Origin of the sequence: Clostridium sulfidigenes, assembly GCF_052067195.1 — a bacterium.
GTDB classification, from domain to species: Bacteria; Bacillota; Clostridia; order Clostridiales; family Clostridiaceae; genus Clostridium_J; species Clostridium_J sulfidigenes.
The window spans coordinates 68,631-95,520 of sequence record NZ_JBQHQR010000002.1; the positions used below are offsets into that span (position 1 = coordinate 68,631).

Annotated in this window: 23 protein-coding genes and 1 pseudogene; 3 read left to right on the forward strand and 21 right to left on the reverse strand. The window is 30.6% G+C overall.

Features of this window, described 5'->3' with window-relative positions:
- Nucleotides 1–262: 262 nt before the first annotated feature.
- Nucleotides 263–724, reverse strand: coding sequence for an 8-oxo-dGTP diphosphatase (locus ACTNBA_RS02255; protein ID WP_441072248.1), 462 nt, complete (start codon nucleotides 722–724; stop codon nucleotides 263–265).
- 37 nt (nucleotides 725–761) lie between these two features.
- On the reverse strand, nucleotides 762–1,850 hold the full coding sequence (locus tag ACTNBA_RS02260; RefSeq protein ID WP_441072250.1) for a radical SAM/SPASM domain-containing protein: 1,089 nt from the start codon (nucleotides 1,848–1,850) through the stop codon (nucleotides 762–764).
- Between the two features lie 220 nt (nucleotides 1,851–2,070).
- Here ACTNBA_RS02260 and ACTNBA_RS02265 point away from each other — a divergent pair.
- Nucleotides 2,071–5,046: pseudogene (locus ACTNBA_RS02265) on the forward strand (DEAD/DEAH box helicase).
- Nucleotides 5,047–5,092: 46 nt separating this feature from the next.
- On the opposite strand, the gene ACTNBA_RS02270 reads toward ACTNBA_RS02265, so the two are convergent.
- The 14 genes from ACTNBA_RS02270 to ACTNBA_RS02335 all read right to left on the reverse strand — a co-directional run bounded on the left by ACTNBA_RS02270 (nucleotide 5,093) and on the right by ACTNBA_RS02335 (nucleotide 19,209).
- Nucleotides 5,093–5,476 (reverse strand): (deoxy)nucleoside triphosphate pyrophosphohydrolase, encoded by a 384-nt coding sequence (locus ACTNBA_RS02270; protein WP_441072252.1) that lies wholly within the window; start codon nucleotides 5,474–5,476, stop codon nucleotides 5,093–5,095.
- Between the two features lie 36 nt (nucleotides 5,477–5,512).
- Entirely contained in the window at nucleotides 5,513–6,562 is a 1,050-nt protein-coding gene (locus ACTNBA_RS02275) for a MerR family transcriptional regulator (protein WP_441072254.1), read from the reverse strand.
- Nucleotides 6,563–6,675: 113 nt separating this feature from the next.
- Nucleotides 6,676–8,151 (reverse strand): protein adenylyltransferase SelO, encoded by a 1,476-nt coding sequence (locus tag ACTNBA_RS02280; protein ID WP_441072256.1) that lies wholly within the window; start codon nucleotides 8,149–8,151, stop codon nucleotides 6,676–6,678.
- 256 nt (nucleotides 8,152–8,407) lie between these two features.
- Nucleotides 8,408–8,947, reverse strand: coding sequence for a fasciclin domain-containing protein (locus tag ACTNBA_RS02285; protein ID WP_035131261.1), 540 nt, complete (start codon nucleotides 8,945–8,947; stop codon nucleotides 8,408–8,410).
- Nucleotides 8,948–9,157: 210 nt separating this feature from the next.
- On the reverse strand, nucleotides 9,158–10,225 hold the full coding sequence (locus tag ACTNBA_RS02290) for an ABC transporter permease (RefSeq protein ID WP_346879455.1): 1,068 nt from the start codon (nucleotides 10,223–10,225) through the stop codon (nucleotides 9,158–9,160).
- On the reverse strand, nucleotides 10,216–11,310 hold the full coding sequence (locus ACTNBA_RS02295) for an ABC transporter permease (protein ID WP_346879454.1): 1,095 nt from the start codon (nucleotides 11,308–11,310) through the stop codon (nucleotides 10,216–10,218). The genes ACTNBA_RS02290 and ACTNBA_RS02295 overlap by 10 nt, the downstream gene beginning before the upstream one ends.
- A 12-nt stretch (nucleotides 11,311–11,322) precedes the next feature.
- Complete coding sequence (locus ACTNBA_RS02300; RefSeq protein WP_441072259.1) at nucleotides 11,323–12,258, reverse strand: ABC transporter ATP-binding protein; 936 nt, start codon at nucleotides 12,256–12,258, stop codon at nucleotides 11,323–11,325.
- A gap of 85 nt (nucleotides 12,259–12,343) precedes the next feature.
- Nucleotides 12,344–12,982: a response regulator gene (locus ACTNBA_RS02305; RefSeq protein WP_441072261.1), complete on the reverse strand. Its 639-nt coding sequence runs from the start codon at nucleotides 12,980–12,982 to the stop codon at nucleotides 12,344–12,346.
- A 2-nt stretch (nucleotides 12,983–12,984) separates the two neighbouring features.
- Entirely contained in the window at nucleotides 12,985–14,136 is a 1,152-nt protein-coding gene (locus ACTNBA_RS02310) for a sensor histidine kinase (protein WP_441072263.1), read from the reverse strand.
- 129 nt (nucleotides 14,137–14,265) lie between these two features.
- Complete coding sequence (locus ACTNBA_RS02315; protein WP_441072265.1) at nucleotides 14,266–15,486, reverse strand: MFS transporter; 1,221 nt, start codon at nucleotides 15,484–15,486, stop codon at nucleotides 14,266–14,268.
- A 1-nt stretch (nucleotide 15,487) separates the two neighbouring features.
- Complete coding sequence (locus tag ACTNBA_RS02320) at nucleotides 15,488–16,276, reverse strand: ABC transporter ATP-binding protein (protein WP_441072267.1); 789 nt, start codon at nucleotides 16,274–16,276, stop codon at nucleotides 15,488–15,490.
- The gene (locus ACTNBA_RS02325) at nucleotides 16,277–17,284 is read right to left on the reverse strand and encodes a FecCD family ABC transporter permease (protein ID WP_441072269.1); all 1,008 of its coding nucleotides are present in this window, start codon (nucleotides 17,282–17,284) and stop codon (nucleotides 16,277–16,279) included.
- Nucleotide 17,285: 1 nt separating this feature from the next.
- Nucleotides 17,286–18,278 (reverse strand): FecCD family ABC transporter permease, encoded by a 993-nt coding sequence (locus ACTNBA_RS02330; protein WP_441072271.1) that lies wholly within the window; start codon nucleotides 18,276–18,278, stop codon nucleotides 17,286–17,288.
- Nucleotides 18,265–19,209, reverse strand: coding sequence for an ABC transporter substrate-binding protein (locus ACTNBA_RS02335; protein ID WP_441072273.1), 945 nt, complete (start codon nucleotides 19,207–19,209; stop codon nucleotides 18,265–18,267). Before ACTNBA_RS02335 ends, ACTNBA_RS02330 begins: the two co-directional genes overlap by 14 nt.
- 176 nt (nucleotides 19,210–19,385) lie before the next feature.
- Between ACTNBA_RS02335 and ACTNBA_RS02340 the strand changes: the two genes are divergently transcribed.
- Together ACTNBA_RS02340 and ACTNBA_RS02345 are read left to right on the forward strand one after the other, a co-directional pair.
- The gene (locus ACTNBA_RS02340) at nucleotides 19,386–20,384 is read left to right on the forward strand and encodes a helix-turn-helix domain-containing protein (RefSeq protein ID WP_441072275.1); all 999 of its coding nucleotides are present in this window, start codon (nucleotides 19,386–19,388) and stop codon (nucleotides 20,382–20,384) included.
- Nucleotides 20,385–20,879: 495 nt separating this feature from the next.
- Nucleotides 20,880–21,260, forward strand: coding sequence for a metal-dependent transcriptional regulator (locus ACTNBA_RS02345; RefSeq protein ID WP_346870440.1), 381 nt, complete (start codon nucleotides 20,880–20,882; stop codon nucleotides 21,258–21,260).
- A 56-nt stretch (nucleotides 21,261–21,316) separates the two neighbouring features.
- Here ACTNBA_RS02345 and ACTNBA_RS02350 read toward each other — a convergent pair whose 3' ends face one another.
- Genes ACTNBA_RS02350 through ACTNBA_RS02370 form a run of 5 tightly spaced genes read right to left on the reverse strand, consistent with a single transcriptional unit; the run spans nucleotide 21,317 to nucleotide 26,875 of the window.
- Nucleotides 21,317–23,041, reverse strand: coding sequence for an ABC transporter ATP-binding protein (locus tag ACTNBA_RS02350; protein ID WP_441072277.1), 1,725 nt, complete (start codon nucleotides 23,039–23,041; stop codon nucleotides 21,317–21,319).
- Nucleotides 23,038–23,868 (reverse strand): ABC transporter ATP-binding protein, encoded by an 831-nt coding sequence (locus tag ACTNBA_RS02355; RefSeq protein WP_441072279.1) that lies wholly within the window; start codon nucleotides 23,866–23,868, stop codon nucleotides 23,038–23,040. The genes ACTNBA_RS02350 and ACTNBA_RS02355 overlap by 4 nt, the downstream gene beginning before the upstream one ends.
- A gap of 10 nt (nucleotides 23,869–23,878) precedes the next feature.
- On the reverse strand, nucleotides 23,879–24,892 hold the full coding sequence (locus ACTNBA_RS02360; protein ID WP_441072281.1) for a FecCD family ABC transporter permease: 1,014 nt from the start codon (nucleotides 24,890–24,892) through the stop codon (nucleotides 23,879–23,881).
- Complete coding sequence (locus tag ACTNBA_RS02365; protein WP_441072283.1) at nucleotides 24,889–25,917, reverse strand: FecCD family ABC transporter permease; 1,029 nt, start codon at nucleotides 25,915–25,917, stop codon at nucleotides 24,889–24,891. The genes ACTNBA_RS02360 and ACTNBA_RS02365 overlap by 4 nt, the downstream gene beginning before the upstream one ends.
- A gap of 25 nt (nucleotides 25,918–25,942) precedes the next feature.
- Nucleotides 25,943–26,875, reverse strand: a complete 933-nt coding sequence (locus ACTNBA_RS02370) for an ABC transporter substrate-binding protein (RefSeq protein WP_441072285.1) — start codon at nucleotides 26,873–26,875, stop codon at nucleotides 25,943–25,945.
- Nucleotides 26,876–26,890 lie beyond the last annotated feature (15 nt).

Here is a 26,890-nt window from a genome sequence, read left to right on the forward strand (position 1 = left end):
ATATTTTACACACAATAATCCAGAAACATTCAAAATAAGCGAAACATAAAATCTTAAATCTTATTAAAAATAGCTTTTATGATATATAGTTTATCATAAAAAGCTATTTTATAGAAAAATTTTCACACGCTAAGTTACATTACTTTTTTATTGTATAATAATGCACTTCTTAATGAAAATATTATTACTGAACCCATGAATAATGCAAAAACAACTAAAGGACTCTCAACTTTAAGGACTAAATTGGTTACATCCCTTATCTTTATTTTAGCATATGCTCCCAATGAGATTTTTGTTGATTCTCTGTAATAAAATACTCATTAAGTCTATCCTCTAACATTATTTTAACCATCCTATCAAATCCATGGGCAAGATTTAATAAATGAAGTTTATCTATATCATGCCAAAATACATGACCTTCTTCACCATGTTCTATTAAATCTCCCTGGTATGAATCAGTTTTAAAAAGAAAAACCATATATCTTTTATTATCTTCTGCCCTATACCAATCTTTAACACCGCAAATTTCTAAATTATTTACTACTAGGCCAGTTTCCTCATTAACTTCTCTGATGGCTGAATCTACAATAGACTCACCCCTTTCTACATGTCCCCCTGGAAAAGCTATGCCAGTCCAATTTCCTTTAATACGGTTCTGAACAAGAACTTTATTATTTAATTTATCCATTATCATAACCATATTTGTTAGTTCTACATTCTCCATATATTACACCTCTTAAGTACAATTTATATTTTTTGTTTTATACCAGAAGCTTTTTTACTTCTTCTTCTTTTTCAAACAGTACACATCCACCCTTATGTTCACCAAGAAGCATTTCTGCTAAACTTAATTTTTTAAATAAAGGTGACTGTAATGCATCTAACAAGCTAGAATTTTTTAAATTTGTATCTGAAAAAGGTGAAAATGGACATGGCTCTACTCCTCCACTTGTGTTAATATGAAAGAAACCTCTTCCAGCTGCAAGACATCCTCCTGAATGTTTTTCATCTCCTGGAAAAGAAATAAAAATCATATCTTCATAAATTTCTCTAAGACGAGCTTGTTCACTTTCAAGATAGTTCCTTTCTTTATCAGTTGGTGCTAAATCTTTAGTTGAAGCAACTACTGGTACATATTCTACAAAAATTACTAACTTGCAACCTCTGTTATATAATTCTGCTATAAACTCTTTACTAGCCACATTATAGATATTTTCTGTGGTAACAGTTATAGAAGCTCCATATAATATTCCTTTAGATTTAAGTGAATCTATTTTATTTATGAGAAGTTCATATGTTCCTTTACCACGTCTAGCATCAGTTTTATTCTCATCACCTTCAATACTAATAACAGGCACAAGATTTCTATTAGCATCGAATAGCTTAATATATTCTTCATCAATGATAGTCCCATTTGTGAATATAGGAAAAATAATTTCTTTAATTTGAGACGCTTTTTCTATAACCTCCTTTCTCATTAAAGGTTCTCCACCAGCTAGTAATATAAAAGAAATTCCAAGTTCTTTCCCCTGTTTAAATATATCTTCCCATTGATCACTTGTCATTTGATCTTTATTTGACTTTTCACCACAGGTATTATTGGCTCTTGCATAACACCCTTTACAAAAGAGATTACAGCTACTAGTGATGCTTGAGATTAGGAAAGGTGGAATATGTAGTCCTTTTTCTTCAAAGGTTTTTCTTTTTTTAGCAGCTCTTTTGCTTTCTAAAATATATTTCATAATGAATTTTGCCTCTTTGGGATTTTGAAAAGAAGCCTTCATTGCACCCTTTACAATGCTTTCTACCCCTTCATTTAAATAGTTAACTAAACTAAACTCTGTACCCATTTTAATGACATCTCCCTATAAATTATTTATTTAATTTACTTTATATCAATATCAAGTATTCTTTAATATTCACAGTTCACCTTACTTTTGGTATGATAAATTCTATTTAAATACATTATATCATTATATAGTAAAATCCATATCATATAATTATGTTATAATATAAGAATTAATGAAATTATTTACACTTTAACTATGATAATTTAAATGTGAGGTAAATATGAGTACTATAACTAAAACAGATATAGTTAATACACCAGTAAGTATTAACTTTAAGACTATTGATATGGATACAAATGATAAAAATATAATTAAAGATGAGATTATTAAAGCTAGTGAAACTGGTTTAGTAAATAGCTTAATCCATTCAAATTTAGCTTTAACACCAAAGTTAATAGTAAATGACTATTCAAAAGGTAGCAAAGTTTTAAATGAAATAATCTCTGAATTAACAAAATGTAAAGAGTTTTTTATATCCGTTGCCTTTATTACAAGTAGTGGCATAACCCCCTTACTAGAAACCTTGAAATACTTAAATAAAAAAGGTGTTAAGGGTAAAATTTTAACTACAGATTATCTGAATTTCAGTGAGCCTAAAGCATTAAGAAAGCTACTTGAATTTTCAAATATTGAAATTAAATTATATAGCAAAGAAAACTTTCATACTAAAGGATATATATTTAAATATGAAGATCATTATAAATTAATTGTTGGAAGTTCGAATTTAACTCAATCAGCATTAACAAAAAATAAGGAATGGAATTTAAAAATTTCTTCTTTAGAGGCAGGTTCCTTAACTGAAAATGTAATTGATGAATTTCAGGAACTTTGGAAGGATGCTGATGACTTAACTTTAAATTGGATAGAAACCTATGAAGATATTTATAAAAAGCAAATTGAATACGCAAGAAAAAGTAATATTCCAAGTCTAGCACAATATAAGCTTAAGCCAAATAAAATGCAGGTAGCTGCTATTCAAGGATTAAATAAGCTCAGGGAAAATGGTGCAGATAAGGCTCTCTTAATTTCTGCTACTGGTACTGGAAAAACCTATCTATCTGCTTTTGAGTTAAGAAATTATAATCCTAAAAAAGCTCTATTTATAGTACATAGAGAACAAATAGCCAATCAAGGTTTAAATAGCTTTCAAAATGTATTTGGTGATACTCGAAGCATGGGAATTCTCTCTGGAAACCGAAAGGAAATTAATAAAGACTTTATCTTTTGTACAGTCCAAACACTATCATAGGATGAGGTGCTTCAAAGTTTTAGCAAAGATGAATTTGATTATATTATCATCGATGAAGTTCATAAGGCAGGAGCTAATAGTTATCAAAAGATAGTTGAATATTTTAATCCTAAATTCTTACTTGGCATGACAGCCACCCCAGAAAGAAGTGATGACTTTGATATTTTTAAAATGTTTAACTACAACATTGCCTATGAAATACGTCTTCAACAAGCCTTAGAAGAAGATTTACTTTGTCCATTCCATTATTTTGGTGTATCTGATATTAGTGTTAATGGCGTGGAGTTAGAGGAAAAATCAGACTTTAGAGCTTTAGTAGCTGAAGAAAGAGTTAATCATATCATTGATAAAATTAATTTTTATGGATATTGTGGTGAAAGAGTAAAGGGATTAATATTCTGTAGTGATAAAAAGGAAGCCATTCAACTTTCAAATATATTTAATACTCGCGGTTATAAAACAGTAGCCTTAACTGGAGAAAATACTCAGGATGAAAGAGAATCAGCAATTCAACGTTTAGAGCAAGAAGAATTAAATAACTCTCTAGATTATATTTTCACAGTTGATATATTTAATGAAGGTGTAGATATACCTGCTGTTAATCAAGTTGTTATGTTAAGGCCAACTAAGTCAGCTATAATTTTCGTTCAACAATTAGGTAGAGGTCTTAGAAAACATAATTTCAAAGAATATGTTGTTATTATAGACTTTATAGGAAACTATAACAGGAATTTTTTAATTCCCATTGCTTTATCTGGAGATAGAACCTTTAATAAGGATTCCATTAGAAAATATGTTATGGAAGGAACAAGATTAATACCTGGTTGCTCCACTATTAATTTTGATGAAATATCTAAAAAGAAAATATTTGAATCCATTGATAAAGCTAACTTTAATGATATTAAGCTAATTAAAGAAAGTTATAATAATCTTAAGCAAAAGATTGGTAGAATACCAAGTTTAACAGATTTTGATACTTATGAATCTATTGACCCTTTAAGAATATTTGATAATAAAAGCCTGGGTTCATATTATAAATTCTTAAAAAAATATGAGAAGGACTATGCTATAGAACTTAATGAGTCTGAAGAATTATTTATTGAATTCATCTCTAGAAAGCTAGCTTCTGGTAAAAGAATTCACGAACTGCTTATGCTTAAGCTTGCTATTAACCATGAAACCAATCTAATTCACAGACTAAAAAAAGAGCTAAAAGATGATTATAATATAGATTTTAAAGCTACCACTGAAACTAATGTGGTTAACGTTCTTACAAATGAATTTCCCACTGGCTCTGGTAAAAAAACTTATGGAAAGTGTATTTTCTTAGAAGCGTCAGATTCTGATTATAGAATTTCTAAATCCTTTAAGAATCATCTTGAAAATAGGGATTTTAAATATATAGTTGAGGAGTTAATCCATTTTGGAATGGAAAGATATAAAAAATTCTACAGTAAAAGTTATATGAATACTAGTTTTCAATTATATCAAAAATATACCTATGAGGATGTTTGTAGATTACTTCAGTGGGAAAAAGGTGAAGTTGCACTTAACATTGGTGGATATAAATTTGATAAAACCACTAAAACCTACCCTGTATTTATCAACTATGAGAAATCTGAAAATATTACTGATACTATTAACTATGAAGATAGATTTCTATCTCCGTCTCAGTTAATTGCTATATCAAAGTCAGGTAGAACAATAACTTCTGATGATATTGTACAAGCTTATAAAGCTGAGGAAACTGGTGTTGAAATGAGCTTATTCGTGAGAAAAAATAAGGATGATAAAATTTCAAAAGAATTTTACTTCCTTGGAAAAATTAAAGCTGTAGGAACACCTGTCCAATTCATTATGAAAAACACTAATAAAACAGCTGTAGAAATTAAATATCAATTAATTACACCTGTAAGAGAAGATATTTATGAATACATTACTTCATAAAGTAAAATGACTTAGCAAAGTAATTTAATTTGCTAAGTCCTTTTTCTTACATATTCTTCAGAGCATCAATAACTAAAACATCCGCTGGAATCCACTTTTCACCATCTAATTCATCAAAGGTAATCCACTTAGCATCATTATGAGCATTTAGATTTAATTTCCCACCAGAAATTTGGCAAATAAAACAATGCATAATAAGATGGAAACTAGGATAATCATACTCTACTGTAGTTAAAAAATCTGATATTTTTATATCTAATTCTAATTCTTCCTTTATCTCACGAATAAGTGCTTCTTCTTTTGATTCACCAATTTCTATTTTCCCTCCAGGAAATTCCCACATATCAACAAAGTCACCGTATCCTCTACGTGTAATAAATATTCTATCATTATGTTTTATTACTGCTGCTACTACCTCTATTGTCTTCATCTGTTCCCCCTCTTTTACTATGCTTTTTTATAAATACTAATCTACTTTTATTATATAATTAAGTTCATCTATTTTTCTATACTCTAGCTTTTTATTATATTTTTTAAATTCATTTTCTAAAAAATCAATATGTGAATAATACTCATCCTGTATTTCTTCTACTTGTTTCTTAGATAACTCATTAAAAGTATCTTTTTCATCATCCTTACTTTTAAACATTAAATCTCCAATAACTATTATTCCATCATCTTTTAGTACTCTTATCATTTCTTCTATTGCTATGACTTTTTCACTTTCATTTAAATGATGAAATGCATATGTTGAAATAATAATATCAAAGTACTTATTATCATATGGTATCTTCAAAAATTCACCTAATCTAACTTTTAAATTTGGATATTTTTGTTTTGCTACTAATAACATTTCCCTAGACTGATCTATTCCAATTATCTCACAATTGTTATTTAAAAACTTACTTGCTAAATTACCTGTACCTACTCCTATTTCAAGTATTATTGGATTTTTTAACTTCACATTATTCACTAAATCATATACACTTTGCAATATTAAATTATAGTTCTTATATATTTTTAATTGTCCTTTATCTTCAATAACGTCATTATCATATGTTTTTGCCCAATGATTAAAGCCCCATTTATCTTTCCAGTTATTCCTGATATTACTTAATTTATTACTACTATTTATTATATCTAGTATTTCACTATCTATTTCATATCCTGTTGTTTCTCCATAAAGCTTATCTATCACATCTTCTAAAGATTTTCTTATACTATTAAGCCTATGTATTTCATCATTAACGAATTTCCATTGATTATTAAAATGTGCTAAACAGTTTTCTTTTTCATTATTATCTAATATATTTCTAATGTCATTAATAGTTAATCCTATTGACCTATAGAGTAAAATAGATTGTAATTTAATTATATCTTGTTCATTAAATTTTCTATATTCATTTTCTTCTTCTCTTATAGGCTTTAATAAACCCTTTTTTTCATAAAATCTAATTTTATTAGTAGTTATATTAAACATTTTACTTACTTCACTTATAGTATATTTACTTCCCATGTGTTCATCCCCTTAATAATACTCTTAATAATACTATTCTAAACTTTCGTCTAGGGTTAAAGTCAATAAAAATAGCTAGTAAAATCAAATTAATTTTACTAGCTATTTTTATATTAAGTTCCACAATAGGTTCTGTATGGACACGTTGATGTTTCTGGCAATGTAATGTAATAATCTAGTTCTCTAGAGTGATCATATGGTTTTGAGAGAGCATCTAATAGCCTTTCCATGACCCTATAATCTCCTTGATTTACTGCAGCTTCTAATGCTTCTTCTACCCTATGGTTACGTGGAATTACCGCTGGATTACTTCTTTCCATAAGCTCCTTTGAGGAAATTTCCGATTCTTCTTGTCTCGTTAATCTCTCCTGCCATAGCTTATACCATTCATCAAATTCCTCTTTGCCAAAGAGTACATTATCCTCAATCTTTCCACTAGTTAATACACGGAAGGTGTTGGTATAATCTGCACCATACTTTTTCATAATACTTAAAAGTTCCTCAATTAAAGCTTCATCAGCAACTTCTTCATTAAAAATTCCAAGTTTTGCTCTCATTCCTCTAATCCAATTATTCTTATACAAATCAGCAAAATGTGAAACTTCTTTTTGTGCTAGCTTTAATGCCTCATTCTCATCAGTGTGTAACAATGGTAACAGAGTCTCCGCAAATCTGGCAAGATCCCATGCACCAATATTAGGTTGATTACCATAAGCATATCTACCCTGAATATCAATAGAACTAAATACAGTAGAAGGATCATAGACATCCATAAAAGCACATGGCCCATAATCAATTGTTTCTCCACTAATTGTTACATTATCAGTATTCATTACACCATGGATAAACCCAACTAACTGCCATTTTGCAATAAGCTCAGCCTGCTTCCTAATTACTTGCTGAAGTAATAAAAGATATGGATTTTCTTTATCCTTTACCTCTTGAAAATGTCTTTGCAAAGTATAATCAGCTAAAGCTCTAAGTTCTTCAACGGTACCCCATTTTGATGCGTATTGAAATGTACCAACACGAATATGACTAGCTGCTACACGAGTGAGAATTGCACCAGGTAACTGTGTTTCTCTCATTATTGACTCACCAGTTGTAACCACAGCTAAACTACGAGTAGTAGGAATACCTAGTGCATTCATTGCTTCACTTATGATATATTCCCTCAGCATTGGACCTAGTGATGCTTTTCCATCACCTCCTCGTGAATATGGAGTTCTACCTGAACCCTTAAGCTGAATATCAACTCTCTCACCTAGGGGAGTAATATGCTCACCTATGAGAACAGCTCTCCCATCACCTAACATAGTGAAGTGGCCGAATTGATGTCCTGCATATGCCTGAGCAATAGGCATAGCTCCTTCTGGAATCTTATTTCCTGCAAGTATATCTACTCCATCAGTATTTTGTAGTTCCTCGACATTCAATCCTAAAGATTTTATTAGCGGATAATTTAACATAACTAGTTTAGGTGATGGTACATGACTTGGTCTTTGCATTGCAAAAAATTTTTCCGGAAGTCCAGAATAACTGTTTTCCAAGTTGAATCCTGTTTCTATTAATGCTTTTCCTTCTTTCATTATATCTCCTTTTCTTCTTCGTTTTATATAAATTATAGATATAAACTTCTATAATAACTAACCTCTTTTTAGTTTATACTTTTAATAATTATTTATTCTAATATGTTATTCATTAAATACTTATGTCTTTGTTTACTATTGAAATATCAAATTAAATCTATCAATCTTAATATGAAATAAAAAGCAAAAAAGATGCTTCATCCTAAGATGATTAGCATCTTTTACCTTAATTTAAACTGTTTGTATAATCCATCTACTAAGGCATCATTACAGTATCAATTACGTGTATAACTCCATTTTTAGCCATAATATCAGTAATTATAACTTTAGCACCATCAATAAATACTGAATCACCCTTAACCTCTATTTTAGCATTTTTTCCATTTGCCATGGTTATTTCCTTGCCATTTAATTTGGCAACATCTGCAGCAGTAGCTTTACCTTTGAAAACATGATAAGTTAGAATATCTGTAAGCACATTTTTATTTTCTGGTCTTAATAGCTCATCAATTTTTCCTGCTGGAAGTTTTGAAAATGCGTCATCTGTAGGTGCAAACACTGTAAATGGACCTTCACTCTTTAGGGTATCAACTAATCCTGCCGCCTCTAAAGCTGCTGTTAAAGTTTTAAATCTGCCATCACTTGTAGCTATATCCACTATGTCCTTTGGTTCTGACATTTCTTTCATGGTATCAATTTGAATATGTAAAATACTCTGTGCACTTGCCACTAAAGGCATTTGGATAATAAATACCATCATTGCTAACGCTACAATAATTTTAATTTTTCTTTTCATAATCATTCTCCTTTACTATTTGGGTTAGTGTAAAGTTCTTACACCCTCTTTTAAAATTTGTAACTTTTATTCCATTTAAGTTTGCCCATTAAAAATCTAGATTATTCTAAATAAATATATACGTACTTAATTAATATTTCTCTGAAATAAATTCACATAAAAAAATAGTAGCTCCAACCTAAATTGAAAGCTACTAATTTTAAATCCACATTATTCTTTAACAAACTCCCTCAACCTAAAGCTACCTGCTGTAAATAACATAATAGACATTAAAAATATAATTAAGATAGGAATAATAATTTTTCCTGTATTTATTATTCTGAGTAGCCAAGTAAATGGTGATATTACACTGATTCTACTTATTATTTCTGGAACATTATCAAAGCTATCTAACTCTGACCCAAAAATCCCCATACCAAAGGCAGCTATCCCAAAAACAACTGTAGATAGACTTGCTAAGGTTACATTTCTAATCCATCTTGTTACTGCTACAATAATAGATGTTGTAACTAAACTACTTAGAAATATGATTAGTATTCCTTGAAAAATATTGTTGTTAGGAAGCTTTAATACTAGTGTTAAGATTATAAAAGCTGAGCAACTTAAAACTCCTTGAATTATAAAGGATGAAATAAATAAACTACCTAAAATAGTTATATCTGAATTACTAGTTGCTATGGTTCTTTTTAATACCTTTTGCTCTCTAAGCTTAATTATTTCTCCCGCAATAACGGAACCACCTATCATCATAAAATAACATATCAATAATATAGTCATCTTATAATCCTCTTTACTGTCTACTTCTTCATCTACAATAACTGCAGTAGTAGAATTTGTGCTTAATCCCGCACTTACTTCTTCCTCAACAACTCCAGATACATAGTTTGTTATAATATCTTCTGCCATTATTGAGCCACTAGCAGCTTCTGTACTATAACACTGAATTTTAGGAAGCTCTCCATTATCTAATAAATCTTGAAAGTTATCTTCTATAACATATATTGCACCTAATTTATTTTCTCTAAGCAAATCGAAATTGTCTTCTACCTTTCCATCTAGTGTATTTATTGAATATTCTTCACTCAATTTCTCAATAACCTCAGTAGAGTGATTTGAATTACTTTTATCTATAATTCCTATGCTTCCTGATCCGTGACTTAAACCTCCACCATTTATAACTAAAATCATAACAACAGGAAATATCAAGGTCATTAGTAACATAAATGGACTTTTTAATTGTCTTTTCATATTAATTAATACTAATCTTATTAAGCGCATACCTTTTTCCTCCCCTGAATTACTGCTTTAATTATTGCTGCAGAGTATATAATAATTGACATTGCAAATATAATTAATATCCATTTCCCACAGCCTTCTAAATTTCCATTTAAATTATATAAATTAAATGCATTGTTTAAATAATGTGTTGGTGTTAGCAACGCAATTTTATTACCTTCACCTGAAAATATCTCTCCACTTATTAGGGGTAAGGTAAATATTATAGTCCCAATTATTTTTCCATACTTAGCCCCAAATATAGTAGATATACTTTTAGACATAGATACTACTAGCATAGTTCCCATTAATATTAATAATATTAAATCTAAAATATTTCCTTTAAAACTTAATCCAGCTACTCTAAAGAAAATTACATATCCACTGATTATTATAAACACATATACTATCAAAGCCATAGTCTCGTAAAAAAGATATTGTAATTTTGTAATAGGAGTTGCATTAATTCTTTTATCTAAATTTACACTAATATCTGCATAACCACCATGAATCATTGTATATATAAGAATGGTAATTACAAAGCCAATCATGGATGCTGATATCTTTTCATAGGGATTATTGGTTTTTATAGTATCTATTGTAATATCTTCAACTATAGATGATTCCATAATTCTATTTAAATTCCCCATATCTCCACCAGCTATAGATACATATAAACTTTGATGATATCTATCTAATATTACCTTTAAGGTGTCAGTGGACATTCCCATGCCTTCTACTTTTTTATTAATAATTATATCTCCCTTATTTAAAGATAAAACATTTTTCTCATATCCTTCTTTTATTGTTAGTTCCACATCTGGCTTTTTATCTACTATATTTACAACCTCTTTCAAATCATCACTGCCTAAAAGTTCTGCAAGCCTTTTTGAATTTTCAGTGTTGTCTTCATCAACAATTTGAACATTTAATGCCTTAAGCTTTAATGGATTTTCATCATCCAAATTATGAAAAAATGCCATAAAACATGCAAGTAAAATAGGAAATAAGATAAAAGTTGCTATGGTAACTACGCCATTTGCAAACATACCTTTAAGGGTAGTTTTTATATAATATAATGCCTTCATAGCTCTTCCCCCCTAATCTCTTAAAGTTTTTCCTGTTAATGATAAAAATACATCTTCAAGCTTTGCCTCTTCATAACTAATCTTCTTTATATTAACGGTTTCCTTTTCTAATAATGAAAGTACACTAGCCAGCTTAAACTTTGAATCAATAGTTAAAGTAAGTACATTATCCTTATCTGACACCTTATCGATTCCCTCTAAATCCTTTAACTTCATTATTGTTTCTCCACTTATCTCTTGAGTTTCAATAATCACCTTATTGTTAGAGAAAACTGAAGCCTTAATCTCTTCTCTATCTCCATAGGATACTTCCTTGCCTAAATCAATTATAAATACTCTCTTGCAAAGCTCCTCGATTTCCTCCATATAATGAGAAGTATAAATTACTGTAGTACCCCACTCCTTACATATATTTTTTATGAAAGAAAATATATGGTTTCTTGATTGTGGATCTACACCAACGGTAGGCTCATCCAATATTAAAACCTTTGGATGGTGGAGAATTGATACCGCAATATTTAGTCTTCTTTTCATTCCACCTGAAAACTTCTTAACCTTTTGCTTTTTAGTTTCCTCTAATCCAGTTACTTTAAGGGCCTCTGCTATTCTTTCCTTCAAAAGTTTCCCCTTTAGTCCATATAAAGCTCCAAAGAACTCTAAATTATCATAGGCATTAAGCTCCTCCATTAGAGCTAACTCCTGTGGAACATATCCCATACATTCCTTTGCCTTAATCGGCTCCCTTAAAATATCATATCCACATATTTCAATAGTCCCACTATCTGGTGTTAATAAGCTTGTCATAATATTTATTAAAGTTGACTTACCCGCTCCATTAGGTCCAATAAAGCCAAATATCTCCCCTTCTTTTACTTCATAGCTAATATTATCTAAAACTAACTTATCATTAAATCTTTTACTGATGTTTTTTACTTCTATAATACTCATAAAATTACCCCCTAGACTTATCTTACTATTATAATAAGATATTTCCAGGGGGATGGCCATAACTTAAGGTCACTACATAAATGACTTAAGTCACTATTCCATTTTTAAAAGCAAAAATTGCAATCTGCGTCCTATCTCTAAGCTTCAACTTTGATAGTATATTGGTTATATTATTTTTTATTGTTCCTTCTGATAAAAACAACTCTTCTGAAATCTCTTTATTAGTTAATCCTTTAGCTATTGCTTCTATTATCTTAAGCTCTTTCTCCAAAAGTCCATACTTATCTATATCACTTTTAATTACTCCATTACTTCCCATCATTTCTATGGCCACATCAGGATGAACTACCATATTACCTTTATAAGCCATTTTTATACCTTCATAAATTACATCATGGGAGCTATCCTTAAGCATATAACCAAAAGCCCCATACCTCATGGCTTCTCTTATATACTCCTTATCCTTAAAGGTAGTAAGAATTATAACCTTTATCTTTGTAAACTGTTCCTTAATAAGTCTTGTCCCCATAACCCCATCACAAATTTTCATTCTTATATCCATAAGAACAACATCAACATCAGTGGTTTTGCAAACTTCCAAAGCCTTATAACCATTTTCAGCTATCCCAACAACTTCAATATCCTCATAAACTGAAAGCATTACTTTCAAGCCTTCTCTTATTAACTTCTCATCATCTACAATTAAAAGTTTAATCTTCTCCATTCCTACACCTCCACTTCCCTTGGAACTATAACCTTAACAAAAAAACCATTGTCTTTGCTAGACTTCATATGAACTATACCCTCTATTTCCGCTACTCTTTCCCTTATACTTTTAAGTCCAAGTCCACTTTCCACAATTTTATCTGTTCCCACTCCATTGTCACTAAAGGATATTACAAATTCATCTTCTGTAAAATTCATAATAACCTTAACCATAGTTGCTTTACCATGCTTTAAAGAATTTGATAAAATCTCTTGAGTGATTCTATATAAATGATTAATCTGCTTAGTAGATAAATTCCAATCCCCCTTTGATATAATGACCTTAACTTCTACTCCAGACATTTTCTCAAAGTTTTTACATACTTCTTGAAGTCTTAAAATTCCTTGATAGTTATCATATTCATCGGGCTTTAACTCCCTTACAGCTCTCTTCACATCTTGAAAACTTTCACTAATAAAAGCTCTTAAATTTCCTATCATATCCTTCATAGAACTATTTTCCTTCTCTGCAATAGCTTCCATAGCCGATAACTGAATCATAGCAGTAGATAAAGTATGTCCAACACTATCATGAATTTCCCTTGATATTCTATTTCTTTCCTTTAATAAAGTTAATTCCTCAATAGACTCTACATACCCTTCAAGCTCCTTATTAGCTTCTATAAGTTTTTCATCTGAAACTCTAAGCTTATCATAAAGCTGCTGTGCTTCAACCTTTGTACTAAAAAGTCTAGATATATAACTTAAAAGAATAAAGAAGATTCCAAGTAAAACAAAATTAATAATGCCCTCTTCAATAGGCCCACTAAACTTCGGATAAATTCCAATAAATAAAATTATAAGCCCTAATCCATACTTAACTATCTTACTTTTCAACGGGAATAAATCTATGGATACCCCTATTAAGTAAAAAATAATAGTTCCTCCAAAGTTCAGTTGTGCCAATGGTATAAATACTAGCTCTATTATTATTGAAAGGATAGCACTTCTCTCTTTCTCTAAATAAAACATTCTCAAATGATTATTTATAATAAATAATAGAAGAAAAACTAGACTTACTATGCTCTTATTTCCTATTTCTATAAACAATTGAAAGGTTAATATACAAAATGATATGTATCTCATTAACAATAATTCTTTACTCTTTACCATAACGCTCTCCTAATATATATTTCTCTATATATTTATTTAAGCCTAAATCACATAAAATTACTAGTGTATTTTTTATATGATTATGTTTTGTTAACCTTATATATAAACACCCTAGGAAGATTCCTTATCTTAAATTTCCCTAACATTCCATTTTATAAACCAAACTACTCCTATACTTAGAATTAAAGTTAATAATAGGATATTGCAAATGCTTAAATTAATATCTATAAGTTGTCCATATATTAACTGACCAGGTGCAACACTTGCTGTTGCAATAGCAGTAGAAAAAGCACTTACCTTTCCTAGCATATCTTCTTTTATTTCTTGTTGAATATAGGTTAAAGATATAATGTTAGATAAAGCTAGTGATAACATTATTCCAAGACCTCCTATAGAATAAAGTCCTAAAACAATAAATTTATTTGTTCTAGTTAAATGAGTGGAAATCCCTATAATTACAATAGCTACTACCATAGGATACATAGTTTTGTGTATGTCTTTCATCTTAAACATTTTAGGTCTAAATGTTATTAATAATCCTCCTAGTATCATTCCTATAACAAATATTGCTTCTACAAAACCATATATAACTGAAGGCATATTCAATTTTATTTTAATAAAATAAGGAGATACAACACTTAGAATTGGTACTACAAAAATATTAGTTAAACCATAAGAAACTATAATTCCTAAGACAATTTTCTTTTTTTCTTTTAGATAAATAAAACTCTTTTTCATTTCCTTAAAAGATTGTAAAATAGGTTTTTTTATTTTTTCCTTTAACTGCAAATCTGGAATTTCTAAAAATAGCTCTATAATAGCTGAAATGAAAAAGCTGATAGCATTTATTATTACGATTGTTTTTATCTCAATAAAACTATATAATAAACCTGCGACTATAGGCCCAACTAAATTTACTATAGCACCAACTTGTTGAATTATTCCATTAGCTGTAGCTAGTTTATCCTTTTCAACTATTTGTGGAATACAAGCTGTAACAGAAGGACTATATAAGGTATAAATAGTAGATAGCATGAACATAATGCTTCCTACTATTATGATATTATCTCTTCCACTTATCAATATTATTGAATATATAGCCATTAACCCAGCACTGAAAAAATCAAGGTAAACCATTATCTTTTTTCTATTTACTGTATCAGCTAATAGTCCTGCAATAGGTGCAAATAATATGTATGGAATAGTTGAAATTGCCAATATCCTTGAAAAAATAGCTGCACTTCCTGTTAAATCCAAAATGTATAAGGACATACAAAATCTTTGAATTGCATTTCCAAATAAAGATATTATCTGTCCAATAACCACTATAGTAAAGTTTTTGTTTTTCATTTTATCCCCCTATAAGTTCATAATCTATGCATATAGGGTAATTTTTATTTTCACTTAATTGCAACTTACCATGAATTCCATAAATCTCTTTTAAGTTTTCTTTAGTTATAGCTTCCATAGGGGTACCTTGGCAAATAACCTTACCTTTTTTAAGTCCGATAATATTGCTTGCAAACCTACAAGCATTATTTAACTCATGTAACACCATGATAATAGTAATGTTTTTTTCTTTATTTAATTTCTCTAACACTTGTAATACTTCAAGCTGATAAGACATATCCAAATAAGTTGTTGGCTCATCTAGCATAATTATGTCTGTTTCTTGTGCTAAGGTCATTGCAATCCAAGCCCTTTGTCTTTGTCCTCCAGATAAATTTTCTATTTCTCTATCTGCAAAATCAGTAAGTCCTGTCTCCTCTATTGCCCAATCAATAATTTCTTTGTCATGAGCCTTAAGACCACCTATAAGTTTTTGATGTGGAAATCTTCCGAAAGCAACTAATTCTTTTACAGTAATTCCACTTGGACATACAGGTCCTTGAGGTAGAAAAGCCACTTGTGTTGCTATATACTTCTCTTTTTGCATTTTAATATTTTTTTCATTTATAAAGATATCTCCATTTTTAGGCTTTATTACCCTTGCTATTGTTTTTAGCAGAGTTGATTTTCCGCATCCGTTTGCCCCTATAATAATGCTTATCTTCCCACTTGGAATAGAAAGATTCATATCATCTATTATGAGATTATCCTCATAGGCTACTGATAAATTTTTTACACTAATAGCTTCCATCTATTTCTCCTTCATCATTAAATAAATAAAATATGGCACTCCAAATATTGAAATTGTGATTCCTACAGGTATTTCAATTGGAGAAAATAAGTTTCTTGAAACTGCATCAGCAAATAAAACTATTACTATACTTATAATTCCAGATACCCATAAGAAATTTTTATGATAGGGACCAACTAACTTTCTTGCTATATGAGGAGATATTAATCCAATAAACCCTACATTTCCTGCAAAAGCTGTAGCTCCACCAGCAAGAATAACTGCATAGGATAAAAACTTCTTTCTTTCCCTATTTAAGTTTAAACCAAGAGAAATTGCATGTTCATCAGATAAATTAAGAGCATCTAACTTTTTATAATCCAATAATACAACCATAAACATTAAAGTAACTAAGGGAATAATTACTTTTGCATAGTTCCATCCTGCTCCCCAAAGGCTTCCAGATGTCCAAATTAATACTCTATTGTAATCACCAACTCCACCTCTAAAAGTAAAGAAGGTAATAAAAGCATTTAATCCCGCATTTAGGCCAAGTCCTATAAGTAGTAATCTCTTTGGTTTAACTCCATTTCTACTTGATAATAAGTAAATTATAGTGGCTGAAATTCCTGCACCTATAATGGCCATAAATGGTAATACATAAACAGATAGAGGGCCAAGTGTACTATAGTAATTTACAGTTTTTAATGAAACAAATATAACTGCTGCCACTGCTGCTCCAGCATTAATACCAATTATCCCTGAATCTGCTAGATCATTTTTTGTTATAGTCTGCAACAGTGCTCCTGCTGTAGATAAAGCAATACCCACAGAAATTCCAACTAACATTCTAGGGAGTCTAAGATTTAAAATTGCTGCATTTTGAAGTTTTGTTCCTTGACCTAATAAAGTTTTTATACTATCTAAAGGTGATACTTTATAAGTTCCCCAACATAAATACATAATTAAAGATGCAACTAATAAAATAAATAACATTGGGATTATTATTTTAAATCTTTTTCTTTTCATATCAACCTCGCTCCCTTCTTGCTACAACTACAAAGAATGGAACACCTATTAAGGCTGTAAATATTCCAATAGGGGTTTCATAAGGACTATACACCATTCTTGCAGCTATATCGGAATAAGTTAATAGTATTGCACCTAACAAAAAAGAAAAAGGTATATTTTTTCTATAATCTTCTCCAAATATTTTTCTTACTATTTGTGGAACTATAAGTCCAACAAAGGCTATATTTTTACCAACAGCCACGGCCGCTGCACACATTGGTATCATAACAAGAAAAGTTATTAATCTTATTCTTTCTGGATTTTGCCCAAGACTAATTGCCACATCATCCCCTAAGCTTAGAATATTTATTTTCTCTGATAGGAAAATAGCTATTATTAAACCTAGGATTCCAACTATTGCAACTAAATTAAAATCTGCCCAGGTTGCATTTCTGAAACCTCCTGAAACCCAAAAAGCAATAAACTGAGATTTATTTGATAAAAGTCCTATTATAGTTGTTAAAGAAATAAAGAAAGTACTCATAGCAGTACCTGCTAAAAGTATTTTTGCTATAGATCTATTATTTGATTTTCTTGATGTAAATCCCATAACTATAATTCCACTAAAGATTGCCCCAATTAATGAAGCTATCATAACATTTGTAGTATTTATAGTAATCCCAACAGCATAAAATATAGCTATAACCATAGTTGCCCCTTGACTTACTCCAAGAAGGGACGGCTCTGCTATTGGGTTTCTTGTGACTCCTTGAATCATAGCTCCTGTCACTCCCAAAATCCCCCCTGTGAGTAACACTGTAAGGGCCCTAGGAATACGAATATCTCTGATTAGCATAGGTTCTAGAGTTTCACTATAATTAAAAATACTATTCCAAACTTCTGATATTCCAATATTGGTGACTCCTAGACTAATAGCTAGGAATACACCAATTATTAGAATAAAAATACTACAAACTATAAAAGTTATTGTATTTTTATTATTTTGTTTCATTTAACATCTCCATTATTTCGTCTAAAAGCACTTGTCTACCTATTGAACTATAGCCTTGTACGAAGTAGGGTGAAGAATCTAGTTTAACAACTTTACCTTCTTTTACCTGGGGTAAATTATTCCATACCTCATTCTCTTCAAGTACTTTTAAATCTTCATCTGTTGCAATCACAAATATATAATCTGATTTTATTGACGCTAACCCTTCATAAGTTACCACTGGTAAACTTATATCATTTTGTTCTGGCATACCTTCTGGTTTAGCTAATCCTAAATCTTCATATAAAACATTACCAAAACCTGCTCCATCAAATACATAGAACTGACCACCACTAGCTAAGAAGGATAAATAAGTTGTATCTTCACCGTAAGATTTTTTAATCTTATCTCCAACTTCTTTTGACTTTTTATCGTAATTTTCTAACCAAGCATTTGCAGCCTCTTCTTTATTAAATACCTTTGCTAAAGACTTAACATCTTCCTTCCAGTCTAAAGCTTCTAATTTAATCATTACAGTTGGAGCAATTTCACTTAATTGATCATACATTTTTTCTTGCACTGTTGATATGACAATTAAGTCTGGATCTAAGTTCATTATTGCTTCAACATCCATAGTATCTTGCATGCTATAACCTAATATAGTTGCACCTTTTAGTGTCTCTTCTAAATATGTAGGGAATTTTGTATAATCGTAAGCATCACTATTAGCAGTTCCCACTACCTTATATTCTAAAATTGATAAAATGTCACTGTTACCGCTTAAATCAACTATTCTTTCAGGATTTTCTGGAATTTCTACTTCTCCTCTAACGTCTGTTACTGTAACAGTTTTACTTTCTTTTTCCACAGTCGAAGTGTTTGAACAACCAACTAAAATCATTGATGCCATACAAGTAGCTATAATTGTTTTTAATACTGATTTTCTTTTCATCTATATCTTCCTTTCGATAATTAAATTCTTATATATTAACAAAGCTAATTGTATATGATTATCATTATCATAACAATATTTGCACCTAATTTGATTATTTATACATCTAAATTAAGTATTTTTACTTGAATAATTACAAATTATATATAGTATTATTTATAAGAAGGAGGCTTTTTATGATAGTAAAATCTAGTGAAGAATTTAAATCTGTGGTTTTAAATAAATTATGCTTTAGTAAAATTGAAAGTAAAAACTATACTTTATATACAAATAAGAATAACCCTGAACTTGGCCACTTAATTACTTATTCAAGAGATGGTTATTATAATTTAGGTATTGCAGACTATACAATACCTGAGGATTTTTCCATATATTTTGATAATCCTGAATTTTTAATGCGTTTTGGTTTAGTTTATAAAGGAATTACAGAATTTAAAATTGAAAATAATCCTGTTTCATCCTTTACTCCTTCATCTTTTTTTGTTATTGAAAAAGATTTAAAAGGTAAACAGCATTGGAAAAAAGGACAACATTTTCATGGAACTGAAATAACTATATACGAAAATTATTTTAATGAAATAATAAAACCTAACTTTCCAAAGATAATGGATTTTGATTCTTTTATTAAAAATTATACCTATACTTATCTACCCTTAAAAATTATAGATATTATTAATCAGTTACAAAGTTTAACTTATGAAAATTCCTTAAATAGTATTTATCTAGAAAGTAAAATTTTAGAGTGCATAGCTATATTAATAAATGAGGCCACTAAGCCTGAGAATGCTTTTACTAATCAAATTAACTATGGAAATATTAATATTGGTGCTAACAGAATAATAAAACTAACCTCGTCTGATATCCATGCTATTCAAAAAGCCCATGATATTTTAGAAAAAAATTATAATAATCCTCCTAATATCAGTGCTTTAAGCAAGATGGTATTTTTAAATGAACAAAAATTAAAAGCAGGATTTTCTAAACATTATCACATGTCCATTGGGGAATATACTAATCATATTAAAATGAATATTGCTGCAAACCTCTTATCTACCACAGATTTAAGTATTGAAGAAATATCTCAAAAAGTTGGTTATAATTATTCTGCAAACTTTTCTAAAATGTTTAAAAAGACTTACGGAAAAACTCCATTGAAGTTCAGAAAAACAAAATAAATAAATCTATGGAGATATACTTGTGCTTTTCGACAAATGCAATGTAGCCCAAGTAGCTCCAATTAATAAGATTGAGCTTTCAAAAACTCTTAGGTCAAGAATAGAAAAAGTAGATAGTTTATTTAATCTGTTAAGTTCCTTATTGAGAAGGAACTTAACAGACACAACTATATTGAAGCAATATCATTTTATCAAAATTTTTCCTTAGGTCTACTTCTAGAAATGCTTAGGATTAAATACAAACCATATAGATATAACTTCAAAACAAGATATGTGTATTATGATCTCCCTGAAGATGTAGTAAAAAGACTTCATACTTTTTATTTCATAAAAGATGGTGAAGAATTAAGAGAAAAACATCATTTAATACATTTCTGGATCAATATATTATATCTCTATTCTGGGAACTCCATATAAAATATGTTATTATTATTAAAAGACATTTTATTAATGTAGAGTGAATAAAATCAACTTTAAAAATCACAGGAGATTTGTATGAAAAAACTTACTTTTGTAATGGAAAATTATTTAGAAGCTATCTATGAGTTATCAGAAGAAGGTAAAGGAGTTAAAATGACTCGCATAGCAGAAAAGCTTGGAGTAACTAAAGCCAGCACTAATAGCGCTATGGTAACTTTAGCTGAAAAAGGACTTATAACTAATGAAAGATACAAGGAAATATTTTTAACTCCTTTAGGCTTAGAAATAGCTAGATCTACATCTAAAAAGCATCACATTATTAAAGATTTCTTTATAAAAATTCTAAACATCGATAGTTCTATTGCAGATGAAGACGCTTGTGCTATAGAACACGTTATTAGTTCAGATTCTGTTTATGCTATGCAAAAATTTCTTTCAGAACATAATAATAAATAAAAAAATCAACGACTCAAAATTGCTTTTGCAATTTTAAATCGTTAATTTTTTTACATTTAAGATACCTGACTTCTATATAGCATAGCATAAGTTCCTCCATAACGAATCAACTCATCATGGGTTCCCGTTTCTTTAATGCCTGTTCCTTCTAGAACTACAATTTTATCTGCATTACGGATAGTTGATAATCTATGGGCAATTACTATAGTTGTTCGATCTTTTGAAATTTCATCTAATGCAGCTTGGATTTCTTTCTCTGTTTTTGTATCAAGAGCTGATGTAGCTTCATCCAAAATAAGAATAGGTGAATTTCTAAGGATTGCTCTAGCTATGGAAATCCTCTGTTTCTGTCCTCCAGAAAGACGTACTCCACGCTCTCCTATTATGGTATCATAACCATCTTCTAAGTTTTCAATAAAATCATGAGCATTAGCCGCCTTTGAAGCCTTAAGAACCTGCTCCCTAGTAGCTTCTTTCCAGCCATAAACAATATTTTCATAAATTGTTCCGTTAAATAAAAAGGTGTCCTGTAAAACCATGCTTATATTATCTCTAAGACTCTTTAAAGTTACATCTTTAATATCTATTCCATCAATTAAAATGCCTCCATTCTGAGGATCATAAAAGCGGTTTAAAAGACTGGCTATTGTGGTTTTGCCCACTCCAGTTGCCCCAACAAAAGCTACAGTTTCTCCTGGATTTACTTTTAAATTTATATTTTGCAAAATGTTTACTTCATCATTGTAAGAGAAAGAAACTTCCTTAAAATCAATTTCTCCTTTAACCTTAGACATTTTCTTTGCATTAACTTTCTCTTTAACATCTGTAACTTCATCCATAACCTCAAAAACGCGTCTACACCCTGCAAGTGCGTTACCTGACATTTCCATAAGTCTTGAAAAGCTCTTTATAGGTCCATAAAACATACCCAGATACATAGAAAATCCTACAATATCTCCAATGTTAATTTCTCCTCTTGAAACCATAAATCCACCAAATATTATAACTATAACAGAACCTAGAGCAGTGAAAAATGCAAGAAGCGGAAAAGTGGTTTCAAAAAAGAAGCTTGCCTTTAAGTATGCTTTACTATGTTTTACAGAAAGGTTCTTAATCCTTTTTTCTTCTCTTTCTTGTTGATTAAATATCTGTATCTCCTTAATTCCAGAAAAATTATCTTGAACAGTACCAGAAAGTTCTCCCCTAACCATAGAATTCTGCTTCCATATAGGAGAAAGATGATTACTCTGCCAAAGAGTAATCATAATAAGAAAAGGAATAGTAACAAGACTTAAAAAAGCCAACTTTATATTAATAGAAAATAATAGTATCCCAACACCTACGAAAGTCAATATATTAACAACAAAATCAGGAATTACGTGAGCTAAAAGAATCTCTACCTCCATAACATCATTAATAACTCTGCTAGTTAAATCTCCTGTACGACTTTTATTAAAATACTTAAGCCCCATATGCTGAAGCTTAGAGTAAATTTCTGTTCTCATATCTGCAACATAATGTAAAGCTGCATGATGGTTTAGATATCCTGAAATAGAACTTCCAGCTGATTGAAGTACAGTTGCAACTAAAAGCATCAATCCTATTCGTAAAGATTGAGCTCCAAAATCAGCGCTTCCTTCTGTTGCTATACTTGTAAGCTCTCTTAGGGCCCATGGATTATAAAATCCTGCTATGGTAGAAATAATAACGGCTATTAATGCTAATATTAAATAAATCCAATATTTTCTGGCTCCCATAAAAATACGTAAGGTAGTTCTCATATGCCTACTACCTCCTTTTCCTTCAACTCTACATCCTCATTTTCATCTACAATATCATAGGTAATGCATACTGGACGATTACTCTTTGGTTCAATAACAACATCAGCATTGATATTAAATGTTTTTCTAAGCACCTCTGGAGTCATAACTTCCTCAGGAGCTCCATGTTTTATTATAGCGCCTTTTTGAATAGCGATAATATAGTCAGAAAATCTTGCAGCAAGATTTAAATCATGAAGTACCATAACAATTGTGCACTTTTGATTACGGTTAAGCTCATATAAAAGCTTTAAAACCTCTAATTGGTGCGCAAGATCAAGGTAAGTAGTAGGTTCATCTAATAAAATTAAATCAGTTTGCTGTGCTAGAGCCATAGCAATCCAAACTCTCTGTCTTTGCCCTCCTGATAAAGCATCAACTTCTCTTCTCTCAAACTCACTTAACTTAGTTGCAGTTAAAGCCCATTTAACAATTCTTTTATCTTCCTCTGTGAGATTTCCAAAACCTTTTTGATGAGGGAAACGTCCATATGCAACTAACTCACCTACAGTAAGTCCACTTGGTGCAGTAGGAGTTTGAGGAAGTATTGCCATCTTTTTGGCTATTTCTTTTGTAGGTAATTTACTTATATCTTGTCCACTTATATGTACTACACCCTTTTTAGGCTTTAATATACGTCCAACTGCTTTTAAAATAGTTGATTTACCGCATCCATTTGCTCCTATAATAGAAGTTATCTTTCCCTCTGGTATCTGCATATTTAATTCATTTACAATGAGAGTATCATCATAAGCTATATCTAAATTTTTAGTTTCAATACTTTTCATACAAACCTCCTTAATTTGACTTTACTAATAAGTATAAGAAGTACGGTGTAGTTAATACAGTAATAATAATTCCTGTAGGAACATCGGTTCCAAGACTTATAGTTCTAGTAATAGTGTCTGATAATAGAATAATTATTGAGCCTACTAGAGATGCGGTGGGAATCAATAATTTATGATTTGAGCCTACAAACTTTCTCGCCATATGTGGAGAAATCATTCCAACAAAAAAGAAATTTCCACCTAAGGCCACGCTACCTGACGATAGAGCAACAGCTGCTACAGCTAGACCTATGAATTCTCTCTTTACTGCTACTCCTAATCCTATTGCAGTTTGATTACCAAGGTTTAAAGTATTCAAAGTACGAGATTTATAAAGTACATATAAAAATAGAATCAATATCCAAGGTGCAAGAATAGAAATATACGTCCAATTGTCTCCCCAAAGACTTCCGGCACTCCATCTTTGAATAAAATCCATCTGTTTTTCATCTAGCTTTAAAGTAAGCATCATAGTAATAGCGCTATATCCGCTTCCAACAGCCACCCCTGTCAAAATTAATCCTGTAGGTGATATATTTTTTCCTCTTTTATAGGAAAGTAAAAATATAAGCACTGCTGCTGTCATTCCGCCTATAAAAGCTAGAAGGGGGAGAGCAATAGCTGAAGATATACTATCTACCTTAAAAACAACTATAAACAATAATACAAACAATCCAGAACCAGAACTTATTCCCAAAGTTCCAGGACTAGCCATATCATTGCGAAGTAAACTCTGCATTACACATCCAGCTGTTCCCATACCAATACCTACAAGAATAGTTAATACAATACGAGGAAGACGAAAATCATATACTATAAGATTTTGTTTAGCTGTACCTTTTCCAAGAAGAACATTAAAGACTTCTGAAGGAGAGAGATTCATTTTACCTGAGTTCACACTTATTACCGCCACAAATAACAGCACAATGGTAAGTACTAAAATAATAGTTAAGCCACGTGAAACTGAGTAAACCTTTTTCTTCATTGGAATTCCCTCCTTTGCTTCCTTGTAAGATAAAGAAAATACGGAACCCCTATTACAGCAAAAATAATTCCAATGGGAGTTTCATAAGGCTTATTAATAAGCCTTCCAACTAAATCTGCTGCCACAGTAATCAAAGCTCCATATAATCCTGAAGCTGGAATTATGTATCTATAATCTACACCTATAAGGTAGCGGACAATATGAGGTACTATTAATCCTATAAAACCAACAGGTCCAACAACAATTACAGAAAGCCCTGTAAGTATTAGAACTACTACAGTAGAAACCCCTTTAACCTTCTTAGTATTAAGTCCAAGACCTATAGCTGCATCATCTCCAAGATTTAAAAGAGTAATTGAAGGTGATATAACAAGAGCTGTAATTATACCTAAAATAAAGAATGGGAAAACTATAGCAAGTTCACTCCATTTAGCACCTGCTGTTCCTCCAGCAGTCCAATAAGCTAAAGCATGCCCAAGTCTATATTTAATAGAAAGATATTGACTAAAAGCACCAAATAGCATTGATATAGAAATACCTGCTAAAACAAGTCTCTGTGGTTTCATGCCTCCTCTGCCAATAGACGCAATAAAATAAGTCATGCCTGTAGTAACAGCTGCACCAATACATGCAAAAAGCATCATCTGTCCATAACTTCTACCAGGTAAAAATGCCATGCAAAAGGCCATAGCAAAAGTAGCACCGCTACTTATACCCATAAGTCCAGAATCAGCAAGAGGATTTCTTGTGGTTCCCTGCATTATAGCACCACATATGGAAAGGCTTGACCCGACAATTATATTAGCTGCTATACGAGGAAGTCGGAGAGTTTGAATAATCTGGTGTTCAGTTAAAGAAGAGTCAAAATTAAAAATGGCTCCCCAAGCCGTAGACAAATTCATATCAGCAGCACCAAAAGAAATTGATGCCGCTGACATAATCACCAGCAAAACCACTCCTGTAATCATATAGATTGTAAAATTCAAAGCCCCTAATTGTCGCTTTTTATTATAGGTATTTTGCATATTTATTTTCCTTTCTCAATTAGAATTATTTAGCTAATGAATTTATTGCATTAACCATATAGTCAAGTTGTTCAGTAAGACTTAAGATATCAGAGTAAAAGAAAAGTCCTTGATACTTTGCTGGAATTTCTATAACCCTTCCCTCTTTAACTGCAGGAATACTCTTCCAAATATCTGTTTTTGCATAATCAGATTCCTTACCTTCCTGCCTACACCATAGTATATAATCTCCAAAATACTCATTGGCTACTTCGTAACTTATATGTCCACGTCCTTCTCCTGATTTCTCTATAAGTTCTTTAAGCTTGTCTGGATATTTAAGTCCAAGATATTCATATACTAAAGTACCACCTCTAGAACCTGTCTCATAATATATACCGCTCCACTCACCAGTAGCTCCCCAATCTTCCAAAATACTGAAAGTTTTACCTTCAAATGTATCACCTTTAAAAGTTTTCTTCACATCCGCAAGTTTTTCTTCAAAGTTAGAAACTGCCTTCTCTGCTTCAGCCTTACGTCCTGTAGCTTCTCCTATGGTTTTTATACGTTCAAGAGAATCCATATCTCCTTCTGGAATAACAAGAACTGGAGCTATTTTACTGAATTTATCAAAGTCTGCCTCATCATATGTAATAATAAGATCTGGTTCTAAATTCATGACGCCTTCAGGCTCCCACTTTTCAATTTTTGTAGAAGCTTTAAGAGTATCATAAAAAGGCATACTTTCTTGTTCCCAAGCATTATATCCAACTAAATTTAATCCCAAAGTAATAACATCTCCAACATACCAATTAGCAATAACACGCTTAGGATTAGCAGGAACTTCAATATCCCCTTTTACAGTAGATATAGTACGAACAGTTGCTTCTTCTTTCTCTGCATTTTTAGATGAAGAGCAGCCAGCGAAAATCATAGTAGTCATAAATATTGCACAAAATAATGACAATAATTTTTTCATTTTATACCTCTCCCT

What these genes read in the sequence shown, in the direction of transcription:
- ACTNBA_RS02295 (WP_346879454.1), bottom strand. Translation starts at nt 11,310, where the DNA reads ATGAAGGCATTATATTATATAAAAACTACCCTTAAAGGTATGTTTGCA.
- ACTNBA_RS02340 (WP_441072275.1), top strand. Translation starts at nt 19,386, where the DNA reads ATGATAGTAAAATCTAGTGAAGAATTTAAATCTGTGGTTTTAAATAAA.
- ACTNBA_RS02315 (WP_441072265.1), bottom strand. Translation starts at nt 15,486, where the DNA reads ATGAAAAACAAAAACTTTACTATAGTGGTTATTGGACAGATAATATCT.
- ACTNBA_RS02305 (WP_441072261.1), bottom strand. Translation starts at nt 12,982, where the DNA reads ATGGAGAAGATTAAACTTTTAATTGTAGATGATGAGAAGTTAATAAGA.
- ACTNBA_RS02360 (WP_441072281.1), bottom strand. Translation starts at nt 24,892, where the DNA reads ATGAAGAAAAAGGTTTACTCAGTTTCACGTGGCTTAACTATTATTTTA.
- ACTNBA_RS02320 (WP_441072267.1), bottom strand. Translation starts at nt 16,276, where the DNA reads ATGGAAGCTATTAGTGTAAAAAATTTATCAGTAGCCTATGAGGATAAT.
- ACTNBA_RS02365 (WP_441072283.1), bottom strand. Translation starts at nt 25,917, where the DNA reads ATGCAAAATACCTATAATAAAAAGCGACAATTAGGGGCTTTGAATTTT.
- ACTNBA_RS02310 (WP_441072263.1), bottom strand. Translation starts at nt 14,136, where the DNA reads ATGGTAAAGAGTAAAGAATTATTGTTAATGAGATACATATCATTTTGT.
- ACTNBA_RS02330 (WP_441072271.1), bottom strand. Translation starts at nt 18,278, where the DNA reads ATGAAACAAAATAATAAAAATACAATAACTTTTATAGTTTGTAGTATT.
- ACTNBA_RS02325 (WP_441072269.1), bottom strand. Translation starts at nt 17,284, where the DNA reads ATGAAAAGAAAAAGATTTAAAATAATAATCCCAATGTTATTTATTTTA.
- ACTNBA_RS02290 (WP_346879455.1), bottom strand. Translation starts at nt 10,225, where the DNA reads ATGCGCTTAATAAGATTAGTATTAATTAATATGAAAAGACAATTAAAA.
- ACTNBA_RS02275 (WP_441072254.1), bottom strand. Translation starts at nt 6,562, where the DNA reads ATGGGAAGTAAATATACTATAAGTGAAGTAAGTAAAATGTTTAATATA.
- ACTNBA_RS02280 (WP_441072256.1), bottom strand. Translation starts at nt 8,151, where the DNA reads ATGAAAGAAGGAAAAGCATTAATAGAAACAGGATTCAACTTGGAAAAC.
- ACTNBA_RS02355 (WP_441072279.1), bottom strand. Translation starts at nt 23,868, where the DNA reads ATGAAAAGTATTGAAACTAAAAATTTAGATATAGCTTATGATGATACT.
- ACTNBA_RS02260 (WP_441072250.1), bottom strand. Translation starts at nt 1,850, where the DNA reads ATGGGTACAGAGTTTAGTTTAGTTAACTATTTAAATGAAGGGGTAGAA.
- ACTNBA_RS02335 (WP_441072273.1), bottom strand. Translation starts at nt 19,209, where the DNA reads ATGAAAAGAAAATCAGTATTAAAAACAATTATAGCTACTTGTATGGCA.
- ACTNBA_RS02270 (WP_441072252.1), bottom strand. Translation starts at nt 5,476, where the DNA reads ATGAAGACAATAGAGGTAGTAGCAGCAGTAATAAAACATAATGATAGA.
- ACTNBA_RS02285 (WP_035131261.1), bottom strand. Translation starts at nt 8,947, where the DNA reads ATGAAAAGAAAAATTAAAATTATTGTAGCGTTAGCAATGATGGTATTT.
- ACTNBA_RS02350 (WP_441072277.1), bottom strand. Translation starts at nt 23,041, where the DNA reads ATGAGAACTACCTTACGTATTTTTATGGGAGCCAGAAAATATTGGATT.
- ACTNBA_RS02300 (WP_441072259.1), bottom strand. Translation starts at nt 12,258, where the DNA reads ATGAGTATTATAGAAGTAAAAAACATCAGTAAAAGATTTAATGATAAG.
- ACTNBA_RS02255 (WP_441072248.1), bottom strand. Translation starts at nt 724, where the DNA reads ATGGAGAATGTAGAACTAACAAATATGGTTATGATAATGGATAAATTA.
- ACTNBA_RS02370 (WP_441072285.1), bottom strand. Translation starts at nt 26,875, where the DNA reads ATGAAAAAATTATTGTCATTATTTTGTGCAATATTTATGACTACTATG.
- ACTNBA_RS02345 (WP_346870440.1), top strand. Translation starts at nt 20,880, where the DNA reads ATGAAAAAACTTACTTTTGTAATGGAAAATTATTTAGAAGCTATCTAT.